This is a genomic window from Rhizobium sp. 18065 (assembly GCF_902706095.1).
GTDB lineage: Bacteria > Pseudomonadota > Alphaproteobacteria > Rhizobiales > Rhizobiaceae > Allorhizobium.
This window is the reverse complement of the sequence record NZ_CACSJP010000003.1, coordinates 157,934-179,042: the sequence shown is the minus strand read 5'-3', so window position 1 is coordinate 179,042 and position 21,109 is coordinate 157,934. Positions and strand designations below refer to the sequence as shown.

Below are 21,109 nucleotides of genomic sequence, written 5' to 3'. Positions count from 1 at the left end.
CAAGATCATGAGCAAGCAAGCAAGCTACACTATCCGCGGCATTGGCAGTCTTCTCTGGTTCGTCTTCGGACTTTCGGGGATCATCAACATCCTGGCACTGACCGGCGCATTCTACATGATGCAGGTCTATGACCGGGCGCTGACCAGTGGAAGCGTACCGACCCTGCTGTGGTTGTCCGCAATCGCGATCGGTCTCTATCTGTTCCAGGGTCTGTTCGACATCATTCGTTCACAGATCCTCGTGCGTTTCGCCGCCAATATCGACGCCAAGATCGCGCCGCTGGTGCACAAGGTGGTAATCGAGATGCCACGTTTCGGCTATGCGCCGGCAGAAGCAGCCGAACGCGGCCGGGATGTCGACACCGTTCGCGGCTTCCTCAGTGGCGCCGGCCCGGTCGCACTTTTCGACCTGCCATGGATCCCCGTCTACCTGATCTTCGTCTGGCTGCTGCATCCGGTGCTCGGCATGTTGACGCTGGGTGGCGCCATCTTCCTCTCCTGTCTGACGCTCGCGGCCGAACTCCTGTCGCGCCGCCATGCACGCGATCTGACCCGCACGGCGGTCCATCGCAATGTCGTGGCCGACAATCACCTGCGCAATGGCGATGTGCTCTATTCGATGGGCATGACGGAACGGGCGCTCGATCGATTCGAGCAGGCAAATGTCCGGCATATCGATGCGCAGACCGCGACCTCCGACATATCCGGCACGTTTGCCGGCATTTCGAAGGTACTGCGCATGATGCTTCAGTCCGCGATTCTCGGCGTCGGCGCTTATCTGACCATCAAGGGCGACATGTCAGCCGGATCGATCATTGCCTCGTCGATCATCACCGGCAAGGCGCTTGCACCTGTCGACCAGGCGATCGCCCAGTGGAAGGGCGTGATGGCCGCACGGCGTAGCTGGAGCCGGATCAAGGACACGCTTGCCGTCCTCAATCGTCCCGATACCCGCTTCGACCTTCCCGCTCCGTCCGAAACACTGACAGTCGAAAACATCACAACCGTCGCACCAACATCCGGCACAGTGCTTTTGACCGATGTCAGTTTCCAACTGAAGGCGGGACAGGCGCTGGCGCTGATCGGCCCGAGCGGCGGTGGCAAGACGACGCTGGTCCGGTCGATCCTCGGCATCTGGCCTGCGCTACGCGGTGCGATCCGCGTCGACGGCGCCGACCTGAAGCAGTGGCCGACGGAGTTCTTCACCAGCAACATCGGCTACCTGCCGCAGGATGTTTCGCTGATGGATGGAACAATCGCCGAAAACATCTCGCGTTTCGATGATGACGCCAATGCTCGCAAGATCTTCCGGGCCGCAAAGACTGCAGGCATTCACGACCTGATCGTTCGCATGCCGAGCGGTTACCAGACGGATATCGGCGTGGCCGGACAGGTTCTGTCCGCCGGCCAGCGGCAGCGCGTGGCTCTTGCCCGGGCGCTCTATGACGATCCTTTCCTGGTCGTCCTTGACGAGCCCAATTCCAATCTCGATGCCGAAGGTGAACAGGCGCTCGGCGAGGCGATCCTGAAGGTCCGCGAGCGCGGTGGGATCGTCATCCTTGTCGCCCACAGACCCAGCATCCTGCAATATGTCGACATGGTCGGTGTCGTCCAGGGCGGCAGACTGGTCTCGTTCGGACCGAAGGACGATGTGGTCAAGACACCGGCCAATGTCTCGACGCCGCCGCGCTATCCGATGCCCCAGTCAATGCCCCAGCCCATGTCGATCGCAGCCGAGTAAGCCCCAGGAGCGGAGGAAGACCAATGCTGATGGATCCGTTAGACACGCTTGACAAGCCACTCGTGCTCGAACGGGAGCAACCTGGTGCGGCCAAAGCTCCCGCACGCCGGTTTGACAGCCGGGAGCCACAGGACAAGCCGCTTTTCTCCCATGCTTTCTTCGCGCTACTCGCGGTCGGCGTCGGCACTTATCTCGGCCGGATGCAGGAGACCATCAATCCCGCTCCGAACGCAGATGAAGGCCGCGACGGTCGCCAACCGGCAGGCGACGCGCCGGACGGCGACATGAGCATGCTTGCGGCGTCCACTCCGAGCATGCTGGCCGAGGAACTTGCCGAGTTCTGGAACAGGTTCATCGAAGACTACAGACAGACAGACGGCATGGCGCCGCGCCTGGTGCGCCATCACTTTCTATCGACCGATCTTCGGCCAGTTGACTACGCAAGAGACGATGGCTACCGCGGCCAAACCAGCCGTTCATTCCGCATCGACGGTGGGGCGAATACCTTCGATTTTTCACCGCAAGACTTTGGCAAGCTGAGATTCGGCTTCCAGATAGCCGCCTCAAACGGTGCCGCACCTTCCGACAGCGCAACGACAGGTGGCCCTGCACCGGAAGGAGTCGGCCCAGGCAACGGGAACGGCAACGGGAACGGGAACGGGAACGGGAACGGGAACGGGAACGGGAACGGGAACAATGGTGGCGGATCCGACAAGGTCAACAGGTCCCCTGTGTCGACGGGACCACTTTATCTGGGGACCGGCCTTGCCAATCTGTCGATCCTGCTGACCTGGGCCGACCTGGCGCGGGCCGCGACCGATCCCGATGGGGATCGTCTCGTCATCTCGAATATCGAGACAGCGTCTGGAACCATCCGCGCCTATGGCACTGATGCGTGGATCTTCACTCCGACGCGCGACATGGTGGGTCTGGTGTCATTCAACTATTCGATCGGTGACGGGCTGAGAGCGGTTGGTGGCAGGGCCTGGTTGACGCTGAATGAAACACCGGCCCGCGAGACAGTCGGCACCGATGGCGATGATGTCCTGCTCGGCACGCCGTCGAAAGACATCATCCTGGCTGGCGCCGGCGACGATATCGTCTATGGCCGTGAAGCAGACGACACGATCTTCGGCGATGATGGCGATGACCTGCTGCTGGGCGGTGATGGCGCTGACGTCATCCATGGCGGGCACGGCAATGACCGGATCTTTGGCGGTAGCGGCAACGATGTCATCTTCGGCGGGGCCGGTAATGACATCGTGTTTGCAGAGGACGGCCAGGATTCGGTTCAGGGCGGCGCCGGCGACGATATCCTGTCGGGCGGCAACGGCAATGACCGCCTGTTCGGCGATGCCGACAATGATGTGCTATCAGGAGATGCCGGCGACGATGTCCTGGATGGCGGCGCGGGCCATGACGCGCTGGCCGGAGGCGCTGGCAATGACGTTCTTCTCGGCGCAGAAGGTGACGACGTCTTCGTCGCCGGGACGGCAACAATTCTTTCGCATGACATCCCGTCGTCTGATGAAATGGCCTCAAACACGATCGTTTCAAGCGACGGCAATGACACGATTTATGGCGGCGCCGGCACCGATACCTATGATGCTTCATCGGCGCGGAGCGGTGTCACCATCAACCTTGCGGAATGCACAGCGATTGGCACCGAGATCGGTACGGATCGTATCTTCGAAGTGGAAAACGCCATAGGCGGTACCGGCAATGATGTGCTGGTCGGCGACCAATCTGCCAACGTGATCCTCGGCAACGCCGGCGACGACGAAATCACCGGAGGCGCAGGCAATGACCAGCTGTCTGGTGGCAAAGGCGACGATGTGTTTCGGGCTGCCGTCCCGGCAAGCGACAGTGACGTCGGCGATGACGGCGATGATCATGTTGAAGGTGGGGAAGGATCCGACACCTATGATGCGTCCCAGGCTTCCAATTCCGTCGATATAGACCTGAATACCGGCATTGCACAGGGCGATGACATCGGGTCGGACATGCTCAACAATGTCGAGAATGCCGCCGGCGGGTCAGCCAACGACCGGCTGACAGCCAGCAATGCCGTCAACATTTTGATCGGCAACGACGGCGATGACGTCTTCGTCTTCGGCGCAACATCCCATCTTTCCAATTCCGGAAATGGCCGCGACGAGATCCATGATTTCGAGATCGGCGACAAGATCGACTTCTCCAAGCTCGGCCGCGAATTGGGGCGGCTTCAATTCGCTGACGGAGACGCGACGGTGACCGAGCTCGACGACAAGGACCACAAGACATTGATCAAGCTGTTCCGCGAAATGACCGAGGATGGCGACGATATACAGGTGGTTCAGCTCATCACCGATCTGGATGACGACAATCACTACGAACTCGTGGTGATAAGCCAGAATCCATTGAACAGTTCAGACTTCATCCTGACCGCGTTTGGCCTGCCGGACAGCCAGATAGCTTGACGACCAGACGCATCAACCAGAATTAGGGAGACCATCCTATGAGCAAGTTGGACAAGAGCGGACCAGAGCAGATTGATGTTCGTGGCAACGGCATACGGGGTCGCATTGTCTCCGCAACCATGCTGTCCGCTTTTCTGGTCGTCGGCATCGGCGGTTGGGCAGCGCAGGCAAAACTCGCCGGCGCCGTCATCTCCCAGGGCGAAATCGCCATCGCTGGCGAGATCAAGCAGGTTCAGCATATAGACGGCGGAACCGTTGTCGAAATTCCGGTCAAAGCCGGTGACTTCGTCAAGCGCGGAGATGTGGTTCTCAGGCTGGATGAAACCCAGGCGAAGATCGAACTCGGCATTCTCCAGACCCAGATCCAGCAACTGGGCACCATGCGTGCCCGGCTGGTTGCAGAGCGGGATGGCCTTGAGACATTTGTCTTCGACGGCAAATCCTTGCCGGCGGAGATCGAGCGGGAAGAACGCAAGCTGTTGCTTGAAAACCGCAAGATGCGTGAAAACCAGAGAGGACAGCTGCGCATGCAGTCGGCCCAGCTGAAGAACCAGATCGGTGGATTGGGCGAGCAGCGCAAGGCGAGCGAGGCAGAACAACTGCTTCTGGCCGAGGAAATCGAAATTCAGAACGGCCTGATCGACAAGGGGCTGACAAAGACGTCCGAGCTACGCGATCTGAGGCGCCAGATGGTTCGGGTAAGGGGCACCATCGGTGATATCGAGGCGAAGATCGCTGAAGCCCAGGCTGAAACCAGTGAGCTGGAAATCAAGCTGATTTCAATCGACCAGAACACCCGATCGGAAGTGCAGAAGGAAATCCTGACTGTCGATGCACGGCTTGCCGAACTTGAACAGCGGGCGATCGCCGTTGCCCATCGCCTGGATCGCTCGACCGTTCGTGCACCGGAAACTGGCTATATCTACGACCTGCAGGCACATACGATCGGCGGTGTCGTGGCGCCTGGGCAAGCGATCATGTCACTGGTGCCGGAACAGGGCGAACTCAGGGTCGACGTCAAGGTCGCGCCAACCGACATCGACCGTGTCACAACGGATCAGCAGGCCCGCATGCGTTTTATTGCCTTCAACCAGCAAACAACACCCGAAGTCCGCGGCGCGGTCGAGTTTGTCGCCGCCGGTACATCCATCGACAAGGCAACCGGTCTTCCCTTCTACAAGACTACGGTCTCTTTCTCCCGCAGCGACCTTGGCAAGCTTGCTGCAAAGCTTCAGCCCGGAATGCCGGTTGAGGTCTATATCGAGACGGACGAGAGGACGGTGGTCTCCTACCTGACAAAACCGATGCAGGACCAGATCATGCGCGCTTTCCGCGAGGAATAGGCAACGATAGACAAGACTGGCTTGAGAGATCGGACGTCGAGGGTCGGCCAAGCAGATGGCCGGCCCTCGACGTCTCCAGCCCCGTTGATCCGGGTATATTTTGTTACCCAGATTGTCCTGATGACTTTTGTCGATAAAACTTGACACCAGCGCTCCATATTTTATGTCCGGACGCATCGCGTCGAGACACAGCTTTGTCAGACAGATCGTCGGAGAGAACATTGAAGAGCGTCATCCACCATGACTGTTCGCATAATCCCTTCGCCGCCTCGCTTTTGTTCTGCGTCACCCGTGAGGCCGCCTGAATGTATGCCGCCCTGAACAGCGCGTTTCTGTCGAGCCGCAAATCGCTGATCTGGGGCGTCATGCGTATCGTGCATGATCAGCAAGCGGCCGAAGATCTGGCGCAGGAGACCTATCTGCGTGCGCGCAAGGCGATCGAGAACGGGCCGATCGAACATCTGGAAGCCTTTCTCCACCAGACCGCACGCAATCTGGCCATCGACCATCTGAGGCGACATGCGATCACGGGAGCCGTTGTCAGCTACGACATCCCGGAAAGCGAAACGGCCAATGTGGCCACTCCCGCGCCATCGCCCGAAGAAACACTGATCCAGCGTGAGCGGCTTGCCCTGCTATATTCAGCGCTTTCCCGGCTGCCCAAGCGCGCACAGACCGTCTGGATTCTGAGCCGTATCGAAAAGTGGCCTTATCCGAAAATCGCCGAACATCTCGGTGTTTCCCCGAACACCGTCTACAACGACCTGAAAATGGCGATCGGGCATTGCCACGATGCCCTTGAAAAGGCTGACCGCTCTTGACCGCACCACAGACCAAACCATTGCCTTCGCTACGCGGTCGAAACGGAACCCAGGACGATTGCCGCGCGTCTCGAGGTCGTTCGAGCCGAAAACCTTGGAGAAGGAGTATTTTTGTGAGATTGCACGGCAAAAATCGTCTCAACGATAGGGCGATGCCTTACCACAACTGTCTTTCGGATGACCACAGTGACAAATGACAGGACGCAGGCGCGCGACGCAGAGACCTATATGCATGCTGATCCGGTAACGGATGCTGCCCTGGACTGGCTGCTGCGATTGCAGTCGAGTCCAGCGGACGATGCGGAAAGAGCGCGCTTCGAGCAGTGGCGCGGACAGAATCCAAGGCATGCCGAGACCTATTCAAGGCTTGTCAAACTCGGGGCCATGCCAGAACTGGAGGCCGCCACGCAGCAACTGGCGCGCCAAGGTGGTGAAATCTTGCCCTTTCGGGCTCCAGCACGTCGGCGTGTCGGGCTCTGGGCAGGCGCGATCGCAGCCACCATCCTGCTTGCCGTCAGCATCCAGCAATATCCGGGCCTGATGATCGGGTGGCAGGCGGATTACCACACGGCGACGGGATCAAAGCAGGTCCTGGACCTGCCGGACGGTTCCCGCATGACACTGAACACGGCGAGTGCTGTCGCGCTCGATTTCGACAATGGCAGGCGCTCTGTGAGGTTGCTGCAGGGCGAGGCCTTTTTCGATGTTGTCCCCGATGCAGCCCACCCGTTCAAGGTGGCGGGGCACTTTTCCGAGGTGGAGGTCAAGGGCACCGGCTTTTCGGTCAGAACCGACGACCAGCAGGATCTTGTTGTCCTGCAGCATGGCGCCGTTCAAGTCGACCATCTGCCCGATCGCGCCTCGACTGCGCATCTTGATCCGGGACAGTCGATCTCGGCAACAGCCTCATCGCTTTCACCTGTGCTGAGCGTCAGCACCGAAAACGCACTCGCCTGGCTCGAAGGGCGCATCGTGTTCACCGAGCGACAGCTTTCCAGCGTTCTCGACGAGATCGGACGCTACTACCCGAGCCCCGTAATCATTGCCAACAATCGTATAGGCCACATGCTCGTCAGCGGAAACTACCGCCTGACGGATCCGGAAGGAACGATCCGTTCCCTGGCCTCGGCCGCCGGCGCGACAGTGTCGAGGCTGCCGGGTGGAATCTTAATCCTTCAATAAAAGATCAACTTTTTTTGTGAGATTCAAAGCCCCCATTCGTCAATTGTTCATGGCCGCTGTCTGCAAGCGCAGACCGGCCCCTTACGATGATGGTTTGAGGGATTTCCTATGGGGCGTAATACGGGTGCTCGAGACACGGGCAAGATCAACCGAAACAAGGTGTCGAGCGGCAATCGCAGCATTCTGCGCCAATTCGTTATTGGCACTATGCTTGGCGGTTCCAGCCTGCTGATCACGACACCGGCGGTCGCCCAGCAGGCCGAGCAAGCAGCCGAACAGGCGGTCAGATTCTCGATCCCGGCACAGCCACTCGCAGCCGCGATCTCCGCCTTTATTCGAACCTCCGGCTGGGAGGTCGGGTATTCCTCGCAGATCGTCAACGGCAAGACATCCCGCCCGGTTTCCGGCTCCATGACCGCGGCGCAGGCGCTGCAGACGCTTCTGGGCGGAACCGGGCTTCGCATCCAGCTCACCGGCGCAACCAAGGCAGCGTTGATCGACCCGACGGCCACGGCCGGTGCGGACGCAGCAGTTGGCGGCGCCACGGTGCTCGACACAATCGTCGTTGCCGGTGAAGGCGGCGGCGCGATTGGGCCGGATGGCACGATTGTCGCGCAAAATTCGACCACCGGCAGCAAGACAGATACGCGCATCGTTGATTTGCCAGCCGCCGTCTCGGTCTTGACCCAGAAGGAAATGGATCGGCGGGGCGTTAAAAAACTCGACGAGGTTCTTGCCTACACAGCCGGCGTCACCACCGACATGTATGGTTCCGACGACCGTTACGACTGGTACCTGATGCGCGGCTTTGCCCAGACCGGCAATGGAAAATATCGCGATGGTCTGCCAATGCGCGTTTCCAATTTCACGGGGAGCCGCGTCGAGCCATACGGCATGCAGCGGATCGAGGCCTTGAAGGGCTCGACCTCCACCCTGTTTGGCCTGAACAGTGCCGGCGGCCTGGTAAATTCGATCACCAAGCGCCCACAGGACGAAAAATTCGGCGAAGTCTACACGACGTTTGGCGAGGACCATATCGAGACCGGGACGGATTTCGGCGGTCCGATCGACGAGGATGGCGTGTGGACCTACCGCCTGACCGGCAAGTGGCAGGATGGCGGCAACGGCTTCGACTACAGCCAGGACGACCGCATCTATATCGCCCCGGCCCTGACTTTCAGCCCGGACGATGCGACATCGCTCACCTTCATGTCCGACTACAACAAGCGCGACGGCAACACCGGACACGGCATTCCGATCGGCTCCGGCCTCGACACAACGGATTTCGTCGGCGAGCCGGATTTCGAAACCATGGACACGGTGGAAAAGAACATCGGCTATGCGTTCGAGCATGATTTCGGCAATGGGCTGCAGTTTCGCCAGAATCTAAGGTATACCGACCTCGACCTGACCTATGAAACCGTCTACGGCGGCACGATCGATCCGGCAGACGATCGCCTGGCATTCGCCGTCTATGGCCAGTCGCAACAGATCGCGCTCGACAACCAGTTGCAGTATGATGCGAGCTTCGGCCTGTTCGACAGCCGCACACTGCTCGGCTTTGACGTCACCAACACCGATTCGCAGGAAAGCCGCTATGACGGCAATGCAGACGGCATCGACATCTACAATCCGGCCTTCTGCGGCACTGCCTGCATCACCTGGAATACGGTGAATGACACTGACAGCAGCATGCTGACAAAGGGTGTGTATCTGCAGGAAGAACTGACCTTCGACGATCGCTGGATCCTGACCCTCGGTGGCCGCTATGACAATGTTTCCCAGCAATCGGTCACCGTCGGCCCATGGGCATCCGACTACGATTTTACCACCGAAGCCTTCACCAAGCGCATCGGCCTGACCTACAAGGCAACCAGCGAAGTCTCGCTCTACGCGAACTATGCGGAATCGTTCGAACCGGTAGCCCTTTATTACACCACCAGCCTCGACGATCCGAAGCCGATCGAAGGCAAGCAATATGAAATCGGCGCAAAATATCAGCCTGAAGGCATGGACGCGCTGTTCAGCGTCGCGCTGTTTGACCTGACGCAGAAAAATACGCCGCAGACCGCAGACGCCGTATCCTTTGCTGTCGAACAGATCGGCAAAATCAATGTCAAGGGCGTGGAGCTGGAAGGCAAGTTCGCTGTCACGGATCGCGCCAATGTTACGCTCGCCTATACCTATCTCGACGCCGAAATCCTCGAAGACGGCATCGGCACCAATGAAGGCAACCGTCCGGAACTTGTGCCCGAGCACATGGCATCGGCCTGGGTCGACTACACCATTCCAGGCAACGGCACTTTCGGCGACTTTACCATCGGCATGGGCGCACGGTATGTCGGCAGCAATTACGATGACAATGCCAACACACTCGACATTGCATCCCGTACGCTGGTCGACGCTGCCTTGAGCTACAAGGTGACCGACAGCACGACGCTCTCGGTCAATGCCACCAATATCTTCGACAAGAAGTACATCACCCACTACGACAGCTTTGCGAACCTGGAATTCTACGGCGATCGCCGCACTGTCAAAGCCACGCTGAAATACACCTGGTAATCTCAGCTTTTGCCCTACCCGCCTCCCGTGCAAACGGGGGGCGTTTTCCGTTTTCAACCCGACTGCTGATCACGTGCTTCATGGCGGCGCTCCGCCCAAAGAGGAATCGGCGCAATTGTAGCCAAAAACAGCCCCGGCGACATCGTCACGCTATACTTCATCGAGACCGTTTGGCATTTCGTCGATGATCATTGCAGATCCCGTCACCCATGCGCGCTGATTGTTCCGATGCTGCGCAGGGCAACAACATCCGTCCACGATGGCAAGGAAAGAACAACATCATGATCAATGCCTTTACGCTGTCGGGCATCGCCGTGCCGGTCAATGCGCAGCATATGCTCGACGAAGTCTTTGAGCATTTTGACGAACATGCCGATGTGCGACGGGAGGACACGGCCGTCTTCCTCAGCACCGAGATCGGCATCGCGGAGATCCGGATCGTTGACGACAAGCTGGCGATCGAACTTTCCTGCCCGAGCCATCAAGCCCTGCAGATCGCGCGTGGCGTCATCGCCGAGCACCTGTTCATGTTCGCCGGTGACGATCCATTCGAGCTTGGCTGGTCGGACGCTGTCGCAACAACCGTCCCACCGACACTTCGCGAGATCGCCATTGTCCGGGCCGAAACCGTCACGCCCCATATGCGCCGGCTGACCGTCACCTGTGACGATGTCACTTCCTATCTCGAAGGCGGCCTGCATGTGCGCCTTCTGATGCCACCGAAAAACAGAAAACCCGTATGGCCGTCGATCGGCACCGATGGCAGGCTATGCTGGCCAAAGGGCGAAGATGAACTGGGCGTGCGCATCTACACCATCCGGGCGATCGACGTCCCGCGCAAAGAACTGCTGATCGATTTCGTCCAGCACCAGGTCGACGGCATGGCCATGCCGGGCGCAGACTTTGCCCGCGATGCAAAGCCCGGGGATATTGCTGCCCTGATGGGCCCGGGCGGCAGCAGCGTTCCGAAGGCTGCCGATATTCTGCTGCTGGGCGACGAGACCGCACTTCCAGCCATTGCCCGCATCGCAGCCGAAGTGCCGGTAGAGACGCGGCTTCGCGCCTTTATCGAAGTGGAAGACGAGCGCGAGGAACAAGCGCTGTTGTCCAGCGCATCGCTGGAACTTCACTGGCTGCACCGTAAGGGCAGCCAGACCGGTGCAAGCGGCCTGCTGGTCGAGGCCATGCGAAACATCGCCGATGCGCTTGGCACGGACACCTATGTCTGGGCCGGATGCGAACGGCTTGAGGCGCAGCAGATCCGCGACATGCTCAAGGCCCGCGGGCACAATCGACACCTGATGTCGGTCAGTGCCTATTGGATCAGGGAGGAAGACAATACGACACGCGGAGAGACCCAAGCCACGGCGTAAGGCTGGCCGGCACGCGTCTCCAAAACGCGTGCCGGCCGTCGGAAAAGGCAGCTTGCAGAAGCCATAGCTGATTGCCCACTGCCGGTAGCCGCGAAACGCGTCTTGGCTGGGGCATTGACCCAGCCACAAGACACCTTGATTAAATCATATTTCTTGATACAAATCCGGAAACTCGGGCAGGAGAGATGATGAGCAGCCGGTTTCTGATGATCACGCCGGAAGACGGCAAGGATGTCTTGAAATGCCTTGCCGCACCCGCAAGGCTTGCAATCCTCGAACTGCTGCATGCCCGAGGGCCGTTAAACGTCAACGACATCGCCGATGTGCTTGACCTGCCCCAGTCGACTACGTCGACACATCTCAACCAGATGGAAGAAGCTGGTCTAATCCGCACCGAGGCCTTGAAGGCGCGCAAGGGCAGCCAGAAGATCTGCCATGCCGTTCATGACGAGATTATCCTGACGTTTGCCGGCCCGGCAAGGACTGCCGACGAGGCAATCGAGGTCGCCATGCCCGTCGGCCTCTACAGCGGCTACGACGTGGCAGCTCCCTGCGGCATGTGCTCGCATGATGGCATTATCGGCTACCTCGACAGTCCGGACACCTTTCTCGCACCGGAACGGATGAAAGCCGGGCTTTTGTGGTTCACGCGCGGCTATGTCGACTATCAGTTCCCCAACAACGCGCGGATCAAGGGCGCCGAGATCAAGGAACTGGAACTGTTGCTGGAGCTTTCATCCGAAGTCCCGGGCACCTCCGACAACTGGCCCTCCGATATCACCCTGTCGATCAACGGCAAGTCGATTGCCATCTGGACGTCGCCAGGTGACTTCGGCGACCACCGCGGCAAATACACACCGGACTGGTGGAAACTGCGCGGCAGCCAGTACGGAGTTTTGAAAAGCTTCCGCGTGACAGCCGACGGCACTTTCATCGATGGCGTCCGTGTCTCCGACACCTGTCTTGATGATCTGGACCTGCTGGAACATCGCTCGATCCGATTGCGCATCGAGGTTCCGGATACCGCCGAACATCCGGGCGGGATCAACATCTTTGGCCGTGGTTTCGGCAATTATGACCAGGACATCATCCTGCGGCTGAAGATCTGACACGCATTGAAATGAGGATTGCTCCATCCCCGGGTTGACGCTCGGGCGTACCCGTGTATCTTATCAAGCATAATGATACGTATCTAAATAATGGATACAAACGGGAGGAATGCATGCGAGCAGTTGGAACCGTTCACAGCGGTTACGTTATTGGTGCGATCGACGCACGTCTTTACGGATCATTCGTCGAGCATCTGGGGCGCGCCGTCTATAGCGGAATCTATGAACCTGATCATCCGACTGCCGATGCCAATGGCATGCGCCAGGACGTCATTGATCTCGTCCGCGAACTGGACGTGCCGATCGTTCGTTATCCCGGCGGCAATTTCGTCTCGGCCTACAATTGGGAAGACGGAATTGGCCCGCGTGAGGAGCGTCCGGTTCGCCTCGACCTTGCCTGGCACAGTTCAGAATCCAACCATGTCGGGATCCATGAATTCGCAGATTGGGCCGAAGCGGCCGGAACCGACATGATGCTGGCTGTCAATCTCGGCTCTCGCGGCCTCGACCAGGCCCGTGCCTTCCTTGAATATGTCAACCATCCAGGCGGAAGCTACTGGTCGGACCTGCGCCGGCAGAATGGCCGCGAAGAGCCCTGGGGCGTCAAGATGTGGTGCCTGGGCAACGAGATGGACGGTCCCTGGCAGATAGGCCAGAAGACCGCCGACGAATATGGCCGACTGGCATTCGAGACCGCCAAGGCCATGCGCGCGCTGGACAAGTCGATCGAGCTCGTCGTCTGCGGTTCGTCCTCGCCGAAAATGCCGACCTACCCCGCATGGGAAGCAACGGTTCTCGACTACACCTATGACAGCGTCGACTTCATCAGCCTGCATATGTATTTCGACAACCACCAGGGCGACACGGCAAGTTACCTGGCCCAGAACGCCAGGCTGGATGACTATATCGCTACAATTGCCGGCGTGATCACCTTCACGAAAGCCAAGAAGCGTTCGAAGAAAGATGTCTACATCAGCTTTGATGAATGGAATGTCTGGTATCACTCGCGCGACGCTGACCGCCAGGTGCTCGAAGGCAATGACGGCTGGCCGCATGCACCGGCGCTGCTGGAGGACATCTACAATTTCGAGGACGTGCTCCAGGTCGGCTGCATACTCAACACCTTCATTCGCCGCGCCGATGTGGTGAAGGTCGGTTGCCTTGCCCAGCTCGTCAATGTCATCGCGCCGATCATGACCGTTCCAGGTGGCCCGGCATGGCGCCAGACCACCTTCTACCCCTATCTTTTCGCCTCCCACTACGGACGCGGAAAAGCACTGCAGCTGGCGCTTGATTGCCCCGGATATGCAACCGACTTTGCCGACAATGTCGCGTATCTGGATGTGTCTGCGGTCGAGACAGAGACCGATGGCGCATTGACTCTCTTCATCGTCAACCGCAACCAGACCGAAACGATCGATCTCGACCTGGCACTCGAAGGTTTTGGCAGCCGCAAGGTCGTCATGGATAAAGTCATCGAGGGCCACGGCCTTCGCGACACGAACAGCCCGGACCAAGAGCCGGTTGCGCCGAAGGATGGCACCGGAGCGCTGGTCAAGGACGATCGGATCACAGCCGCCATAGCGCCGCTCAGCTATCGCATGATCCGGCTCGGCCTGTAGACGGCTTGCGACGGGGAGGAGGAACCATGTCGGCTTCAATCGAGATCAATAATGTCACAAAGCGCTATGGCGCCCTGACTGTGCTGGACAACATATCGCTCACCATCAAGCCCGGCGAATTTGTCGTGTTCCTCGGGCCATCTGGCTGCGGAAAATCGACGCTTTTGCGAATGATCGCAGGCCTTGAGGACGTCACCGACGGCATTATTTCCGCCGGTGGGACACGCGTGGATACGCTGCCGCCCGGCAAGCGCGGCGTCGCCATGGTGTTCCAGTCCTATGCGCTTTATCCGCATATGACCGTTGCCCAGAACATGGCCTTCGGCCTTGAGAATATCAAACTGCCGCGAGACGAAATCAACCGCCGTGTCGAACTTGCAGCCGAAACGCTGGAAATCGGCCATCTGCTCGATCGCAAACCGGAAAAACTGTCTGGCGGGCAGAGACAGCGCGTCGCCATCGGTCGGGCGATCGTCAAGGAGCCCAAGGCCTTCCTGTTCGACGAACCGCTGTCCAACCTCGATGCCGCCTTGCGCGGACGCACACGGCTGGAACTCGCCCAGCTGCATGCCCGTCTTGGCTCGACCATGGTTTTCGTCACCCATGACCAGATCGAAGCGATGACGCTCGCCGATCGTATCGTCATCATGCATGACCGCAAGATCGAGCAGATCGGTACGCCGATGGAGGTCTATCAGAAGCCTGCCACACGCTTCGTTGCCGGTTTTATTGGTTCGCCTGCAATGAATTTTATTCCGGTCACGGGTGTCGGATACGAGAACGCTGGTCTTTCCGTCACCACCGCAGGCCTTGGAACACTGCAGACCAGCCTCCAGCCGCAGGCGGGTTTTTCGGACGATGGCAGCACGCTCGGCATCCGTGCCGAAGACGTAACGGTCCTTTCAGATGGCGAGACGGGCATCGGGTTCACCGTCGAAGTGGTCGAACGGCTCGGCGATCGGACGTTGGTCTACGGCGCACTCGATGATGGAACAAAGCTGACGGCCGAAGCCGACGGCCGGAGCACTGCGCGCATTGGCGACAGGCTGCAGATCCGGCTGGATCTTTCCGCGCTGCATCTCTTCGACGCCAAGGGCTTTGCCCATCGCCTGGAGGGCGTTTGACATGGCCGAGAGCTATCGCCGCAGCCAATGGAGCCACGGGCTGTTCATCCTGCCCTATCTGTTGTTCTTCACTGTCCTTCTGGTCTTTCCGCTGATCTGGGGCATGTGGCTTAGTCTGCACAAGGTTGACCTGTTCGGGCCTGGCCGCTTTGTCGGCTTGTCCAATTATGTCCGCGTCTTTGGCGACTCTGTCTTCCTGCAGGCGCTGCGCAACACGCTTGTCTTCGTCGCATTCAGCGTGCCGGCGCTGGTTGCACTCGGCCTGTTCCTGGCGCTGGCGCTCAACCGCACTACCCGCTCCACCTCATTCCTGCGTGGCCTGTTCTTCTCGTCTTCGGTGCTCTCGGTCACCATTGTCACCCTGATCTGGCGCTTCGTCTTCATTCCCGGCGACGGCCTTTTGCCTGTGATTTTCGAGCAACTGGGGATGGAGCCGCTCAATTTCCTTTCGACCAGTGGCTGGTCACTGTTTGCGGTCGGCGTCGCAACTGTGTGGTGGTGCCTCGGCCTACCGATGATGCTGTTTCTGGCCGCACTTCAGCAGATTCCGGTCGATCTCTATGAGGCGGCGGCACTCGACAATGCCAGTCCGTGGCGCGTGCTCACCCGCATAACCCTGCCCTCGATCGCACGCACGATCATGCTGGTGACCATCATTCAGATCGTCATGCAGTTCCAGCTGTTCGGCCAGGCCCAATTGATGACCAATGGCGGCCCGAACGGATCTTCGCGTCCTTTGGTCATGTACATTTACGAGGTCGGCTTCGTCCGGTGGGACCTTGGCAAAGGTGCCGCAGCTTCGCAGGTCCTGTTCCTGATCATCCTCATCGCTGCCATGGCGCAATATGTGGTCTCGACCCGCAAGACGGAGGCTGGCGCATGACCCTGGACAACAAAACATACCGGCCCTCTGCATTGACGGCAAACCGTACAATGCTCTGGCTTGCCGGAACGCTGTCGGTGGTGATGATGGCTCCGGTGGCCTGGCTCATCGGCCTTTCGATCAAGAACAACCAGGAACTGATGCTGGGCACCGAATCCGTCTTCAGGGTGCCCTACACCATTGCCAACTATCTCAACATCCTGCATTCATCGCAGGTGTTTGGCTGGCTGATAAACAGCTTCATCGTTGCCTGCGGCCAGACGTTCGGCGTCCTCGTTCTGTCGTCGCTTGCCGGCTACGCATTCGCGCGGCTGCACTTTCCGTTCCGCCGCACCCTGTTCATCATCGTTCTCTTCGGCCTGGCCGTACCGGAACAGGCGGTGATTATCGCGCGCCACCAGATGTTCAACTGGTTCGGCCTGCACAATTCCTATCTGGGACTGATGCTGCCCGGAATGTCGTCGGCCTTCGGCGTATTCCTGATGACGCAGTTCTTCCGGGCCATTCCCAAGGAGATCGACGAGGCAGCCCTCCTGGATAACGCATCGCAATTCCGGATCTTCTGGAAGATCATGCTGCCACTCACACTACCCGCCCAGGCAACGCTCGGCATCTTCACGTTTCTTCATGGATGGAACGACTACTGGTGGCCGCTGATTTCCGCGACCAAAAAGGAAATGTTCACGCTGACGGTCGGCATCGCCTCATCGCAGACCAACTTTGCCCAAAGCGAAGGACTTGGCTTTCTCGCCGCACAGGCGGTGTTTGCCAGCCTTCCGGTCCTGATCGTCTATCTGATGTTCCAGCGTCACATCGTCACCGCCGTCTCCGGCGGTGCGGTGAAGTAATGCCTGATCCGATCGAGAGGAGTCGATCGGGTCAGTATCAACCAAAGGGGGCCGCGCGCCCCGACACAAGGGAGAGAAACTGTCATGAGACGTATACTTTTAAGCACGGCTGCCCTGATTGCATTGAGCAGCGGCACACATGCCCAGGCTCAAACAAAGATTGAACTGCAGCGTTTCTTCGGCGCCTGCGAAGCCGACTACGGCTCGGTGACCGATGTGTCGTCCGCCGTTGGCGAATGCGGGATCATCACCGCGCTGGTCAACAAGTTCGAGGCGGACAATCCGGATATCAACGTTAATGTCACCACGGTGGAATGGCCGGGCTACGACCAATTGAATGCCCAGCTCGCATCCGGCGCGGCCCCCGATGTCGTCTCCATGCACTACTCGGCGATTTCAGACTATCAGTCCCGCGGGTTGATCGAACCGATCGATCCGGTTCTGGCGACACAGGGCATCACGCCCGAGAGCTTCACGGATGCCGCCCGCGACGGTGTCACCAAGGAAGGCCAGATGTTTGGCTTGCCGTTTGACAACTGGACCATGCTCTTCCATGTCAATCTCAATCTGATGAAGGAAGCCGGCCTTGTGAATGCGGACGGCACTCCGATTTTGCCGAAATCCGCCGACGAATTGATCGCCCAGGGCAAACAGTTCAAGGAAAAGACCGGCAAACCTTATCTGGTGCAGATCCTCGCCAACGAAACCGCCTCGTATGCGCGCGTGCTCTACACAATGCTGCAGCAGCAGAAGTCGGACTTCTTTGCCGATCCGACATCGATCAAGCTGAACACGCCGGAGGCCAAGGCGGCGGTTGAGCTGATGAAGCGCATCAAGGACGAAGGTATCAGCACGCTGGGGCTCGACTATGCGGCCGCCGTATCATCGTTCGCCAATGGCGATGGCGGCATCGCGGTAAACGGCACCTGGCTGATCGGCGACTATGTCGCCCAATCTGAAAAAGCCGGCACTGCGCTTTCCAACGGCTACACGGTCTATCCGATCCCGCAACTCTTTGCCGCGCAAGACAGCACCTATGCCGATGGCCATAGCTGGGTCATGCCGAAAAAGGACCGCTCGCCCGAGCAGGTCGAGGCAATCGGCAAACTGTTCAAGTTCCTGACCGACAACGACTTCCAATGGGCCCGCACCGGTCACCTGCCGGCCGTCAAAGCGGTCTTCGACATGGCGGAATTCAAGTCGCTGCCGCATCGCGACAATATTGCGCGGATTGCCGAAACCGGCCGTTCTTTGCCATCAGCCGTCCAGAGGCAGTTTCCGATCCAGGACATCATCGGCGAGGAAGTCGGCGCTGCGGTCAACGGCGACAAATCGGTTGAAGAAGCACTGACCGGTGCAGAAAGCCGGATCAACGACCTGCTGGCCAATCTTTAAGGCGGCCGATCACGCTGCCCCACGCGGAATCTCCTTACAAACGGCTTCCCTGGGCCGTCTCCACGCGCCATATTCGGCGCGTGGAGTAAATACGGAATGGCTGGCTTCAGACGATCAATTGCTCCGGCAATCGCCACCTGCGTCTCCAGCCGAGCGCGTATTTTTCCCGCCTTCAGGAGAATATTTTGGCATGGCGCCAAAATCGGCTAAATCAACCAGACGCGCAGGCTTACAGTCACAGCCCGCGGGACAGGAAAGAAGCCGATGGCCAAGAATGAACCCGGGACCAAAAGTCCCCTCAAACCCCTCCTCGTTCAGGATCCGCACGCCGTTCGCGAGCCACGCGCTAACAATCTGGAAATGGCGATCGGCCACGAGGTGCGCACCTATCGCAAGAAGCTCGGCATCACAGTGACCGATATGGCGGTCGCCACCGGTATGTCGGTCGGCATGCTGTCGAAGATCGAGAACGGTAACATCTCTCCGTCACTGACCACGCTGCAGGCGCTTTCCAAGGCTCTGGGCGTGCCGATCACCGCCTTCTTTCGCGGCTTCGAAGAGCCCAAAAGCGCAAGCTTCGTCAAAGCCGGTGAAGGCGTCAATCTCGAGCGGCGCGGCACACGCGCAGGGCACCACTACAGCCTGCTTGGGCATATCGAAAACAATAGTTCCGGCGTGACTGTCGAGCCGTATCTGATCACGCTGAATGCCTCATCGGACGTGTTTCCGACGTTCCAGCATGAGGGCATGGAGTTCCTCTACATGCTCGAGGGGGAAGTGATTTATCGCCACGGCGATAGTCTCTACCGCATGGAGCCCGGCGACAGCCTGTTCTTCGATGCGGATGCACCACATGGGCCGGAGGAACTGGTGAAGCTACCCGCACGATATCTGTCGATCATCGCCTATCCACACCAATGACACCTCCTTACCAGGAAGATATTATTCCTGTGGATTGATATCGTCACTGACCACTGCTAGGTCTGTCTTCAAGGAAAATTGGAGAAGACGGCCATGTGCGGCATCGTTGGTTTGTTCCTCAAGGACAAGACGCTCGAACCACAGCTCGGGACACTGCTGTCGGACATGCTGATTATCATGACCGACAGAGGACCGGATTCAGCCGGCATCGCCATCTATGGCGCCGCAGCCGAGGGCAAGGCCAAGGTCACGATGCAGTCAGCGGAACCGGCAGTCGATTTTTCCGACCTTGAAAGCGATCTCGGCAAGGCAGGCGTTGCAGCATCAGTCATCGTCAAGAGCACCCATGCGGTGGTCGAAATCGATGCATCAAGGCTTGGCGACATACGCGCCGTCTTAGCCAACATCCGCCCCAATGTCCGCCTCATGGGTTCGGGTGAGAGCGTCGAAATCTACAAGGAAACCGGCCTGCCGAAAGATGTCGTTGCCCGCTTTGACCTGCGCGCGATGTCTGGTTCGCATGGCATAGGCCATACGCGCATGGCGACCGAAAGTGCCGTGACCACGCTTGGTGCCCATCCGTTCTCGACCGGCGCCGATCAATGCCTGGTGCACAATGGCTCGCTGTCGAACCACAACAATCTGCGCCGCGAACTGACCCGCGACGGCATGACGTTCGAAACGCAAAACGATTCCGAAGTGGCTGCTGCCTACCTGACAGCCGAAATGGCGAAGGGCAAGGATCTGGGACAGGCGTTGACCAGCGCGCTCGATGATCTCGACGGCTTCTTCACCTTCGTCGTCGGCACGAAATCCGGTTTCGGCGTCTTGCGCGATCCGATCGCCTGCAAGCCTGCCGTCATGGCCGAGACCGACCAATATGTGGCTTTCGGTTCTGAATACCGCGCGCTGGTCAATCTGCCGGGTATCGAGACTGCCCGCGTCTGGGAGCCAGAGCCAGCCACCGTCTATTTCTGGGATCACGAAAAGGCGGCCTGACATCTGCCCTTCACGACAAGAAAGTTCTGCTCATGCCCGTCTTTGACCTCTCCCAAACGCCGCTGCGCGAACTCAACAGCGCCCTGCACAAACTCGGCCAGGGCGCCAATGATACCGCTTTCGAGGTCATCAATCCGCGCGGCAGCCATTCTGTTGCCGTCGGCATCGACACAGCCGTCACCGTCGAGGTCAAGGGCTCGGTCGGCTATTACTGTGCCGGCATGAACGATGGCGGCACGGTTACCGTGAACGGGTCCGCCGGCCCCGGCGTTGCCGAAAACATGATGTCTGGCACCGTCGTCATCGAAGGCGATGCCTCGCAATATGCGGGCGCGACCGGTCGCGGCGGACTGCTCGTCATCAAGGGCAATGCCGCCTCGCGCTGCGGCATCTCGATGAAGGGTATCGATATCGTCGTACATGGCTCGATCGGCCACATGTCGGCCTTCATGGGTCAGTCCGGCCATCTCGTCGTCTGCGGCGATGCCGGCGAAGCGCTTGGCGACAGCCTGTATGAGGCAAAACTCTTCGTGCGAGGCGAGGTCAAAAGCCTGGGAACCGACTGTATCGAAAAGCAGATGAAGCCCAAACATCTGGTAAAACTTGCCGAGCTTCTGCAACAGGCCGGCATCACCAATGTGAAGCCGGAAGAGTTCAAGCGTTATGGCTCGGCCCGCAAGCTCTACAATTTCAATATCGACAACGCCGACGCGTACTGAGGCGAGGA

At 59.1% G+C, this 21,109-nt stretch carries 16 protein-coding genes; all 16 read left to right on the top strand.

Annotation, left to right across the window (positions count from 1 at the left end):
- The first annotated feature begins 7 nt into the window (after positions 1–7).
- Positions 8–1,741 (top strand): type I secretion system permease/ATPase, encoded by a 1,734-nt coding sequence (locus GVK95_RS09550; protein ID WP_159948892.1) that lies wholly within the window; start codon positions 8–10, stop codon positions 1,739–1,741.
- Positions 1,742–1,770: 29 nt separating this feature from the next.
- The gene (locus tag GVK95_RS09545; protein ID WP_159948890.1) at positions 1,771–4,200 is read left to right on the top strand and encodes a cadherin-like domain-containing protein; all 2,430 of its coding nucleotides are present in this window, start codon (positions 1,771–1,773) and stop codon (positions 4,198–4,200) included.
- 38 nt (positions 4,201–4,238) lie between these two features.
- Positions 4,239–5,543: an HlyD family type I secretion periplasmic adaptor subunit gene (locus tag GVK95_RS09540; protein WP_159948888.1), complete on the top strand. Its 1,305-nt coding sequence runs from the start codon at positions 4,239–4,241 to the stop codon at positions 5,541–5,543.
- A gap of 305 nt (positions 5,544–5,848) precedes the next feature.
- A complete protein-coding gene (locus GVK95_RS09535) occupies positions 5,849–6,364 on the top strand; it encodes a sigma-70 family RNA polymerase sigma factor (protein ID WP_159948886.1) in 516 nt (171 codons plus the stop codon).
- A gap of 186 nt (positions 6,365–6,550) precedes the next feature.
- The gene (locus GVK95_RS09530) at positions 6,551–7,546 is read left to right on the top strand and encodes a FecR family protein (protein ID WP_244618721.1); all 996 of its coding nucleotides are present in this window, start codon (positions 6,551–6,553) and stop codon (positions 7,544–7,546) included.
- A gap of 108 nt (positions 7,547–7,654) precedes the next feature.
- On the top strand, positions 7,655–10,108 hold the full coding sequence (locus GVK95_RS09525) for a TonB-dependent siderophore receptor (protein WP_244618720.1): 2,454 nt from the start codon (positions 7,655–7,657) through the stop codon (positions 10,106–10,108).
- Positions 10,109–10,389: 281 nt separating this feature from the next.
- Positions 10,390–11,481 (top strand): DUF2218 domain-containing protein, encoded by a 1,092-nt coding sequence (locus GVK95_RS09520; protein WP_159948882.1) that lies wholly within the window; start codon positions 10,390–10,392, stop codon positions 11,479–11,481.
- A 188-nt stretch (positions 11,482–11,669) separates the two neighbouring features.
- Positions 11,670–12,590 carry a metalloregulator ArsR/SmtB family transcription factor gene (locus tag GVK95_RS09515; protein ID WP_159948880.1) on the top strand — a complete coding sequence of 307 codons (921 nt, stop codon included), beginning with the start codon at positions 11,670–11,672 and terminating at the stop codon, positions 12,588–12,590.
- Between the two features lie 113 nt (positions 12,591–12,703).
- A complete protein-coding gene (locus GVK95_RS09510; protein WP_159948878.1) occupies positions 12,704–14,212 on the top strand; it encodes an alpha-N-arabinofuranosidase in 1,509 nt (502 codons plus the stop codon).
- Positions 14,213–14,238: 26 nt separating this feature from the next.
- Positions 14,239–15,336: a sn-glycerol-3-phosphate ABC transporter ATP-binding protein UgpC gene (gene ugpC / locus GVK95_RS09505; RefSeq protein WP_159948876.1), complete on the top strand. Its 1,098-nt coding sequence runs from the start codon at positions 14,239–14,241 to the stop codon at positions 15,334–15,336.
- Between the two features lies 1 nt (position 15,337).
- The gene (locus GVK95_RS09500) at positions 15,338–16,219 is read left to right on the top strand and encodes a sugar ABC transporter permease (protein ID WP_159948874.1); all 882 of its coding nucleotides are present in this window, start codon (positions 15,338–15,340) and stop codon (positions 16,217–16,219) included.
- Complete coding sequence (locus GVK95_RS09495; RefSeq protein ID WP_159948873.1) at positions 16,216–17,067, top strand: carbohydrate ABC transporter permease; 852 nt, start codon at positions 16,216–16,218, stop codon at positions 17,065–17,067. Before GVK95_RS09500 ends, GVK95_RS09495 begins: the two co-directional genes overlap by 4 nt.
- 84 nt (positions 17,068–17,151) lie before the next feature.
- The gene (locus GVK95_RS09490) at positions 17,152–18,462 is read left to right on the top strand and encodes an extracellular solute-binding protein (RefSeq protein WP_159948872.1); all 1,311 of its coding nucleotides are present in this window, start codon (positions 17,152–17,154) and stop codon (positions 18,460–18,462) included.
- Positions 18,463–18,726: 264 nt separating this feature from the next.
- Complete coding sequence (locus tag GVK95_RS09485) at positions 18,727–19,383, top strand: XRE family transcriptional regulator (protein WP_159948871.1); 657 nt, start codon at positions 18,727–18,729, stop codon at positions 19,381–19,383.
- Between the two features lie 93 nt (positions 19,384–19,476).
- Complete coding sequence (locus tag GVK95_RS09480; protein WP_159948870.1) at positions 19,477–20,382, top strand: glutamine amidotransferase family protein; 906 nt, start codon at positions 19,477–19,479, stop codon at positions 20,380–20,382.
- A 32-nt stretch (positions 20,383–20,414) separates the two neighbouring features.
- Entirely contained in the window at positions 20,415–21,101 is a 687-nt protein-coding gene (locus GVK95_RS09475) for a GXGXG domain-containing protein (protein WP_159948869.1), read from the top strand.
- Positions 21,102–21,109 lie beyond the last annotated feature (8 nt).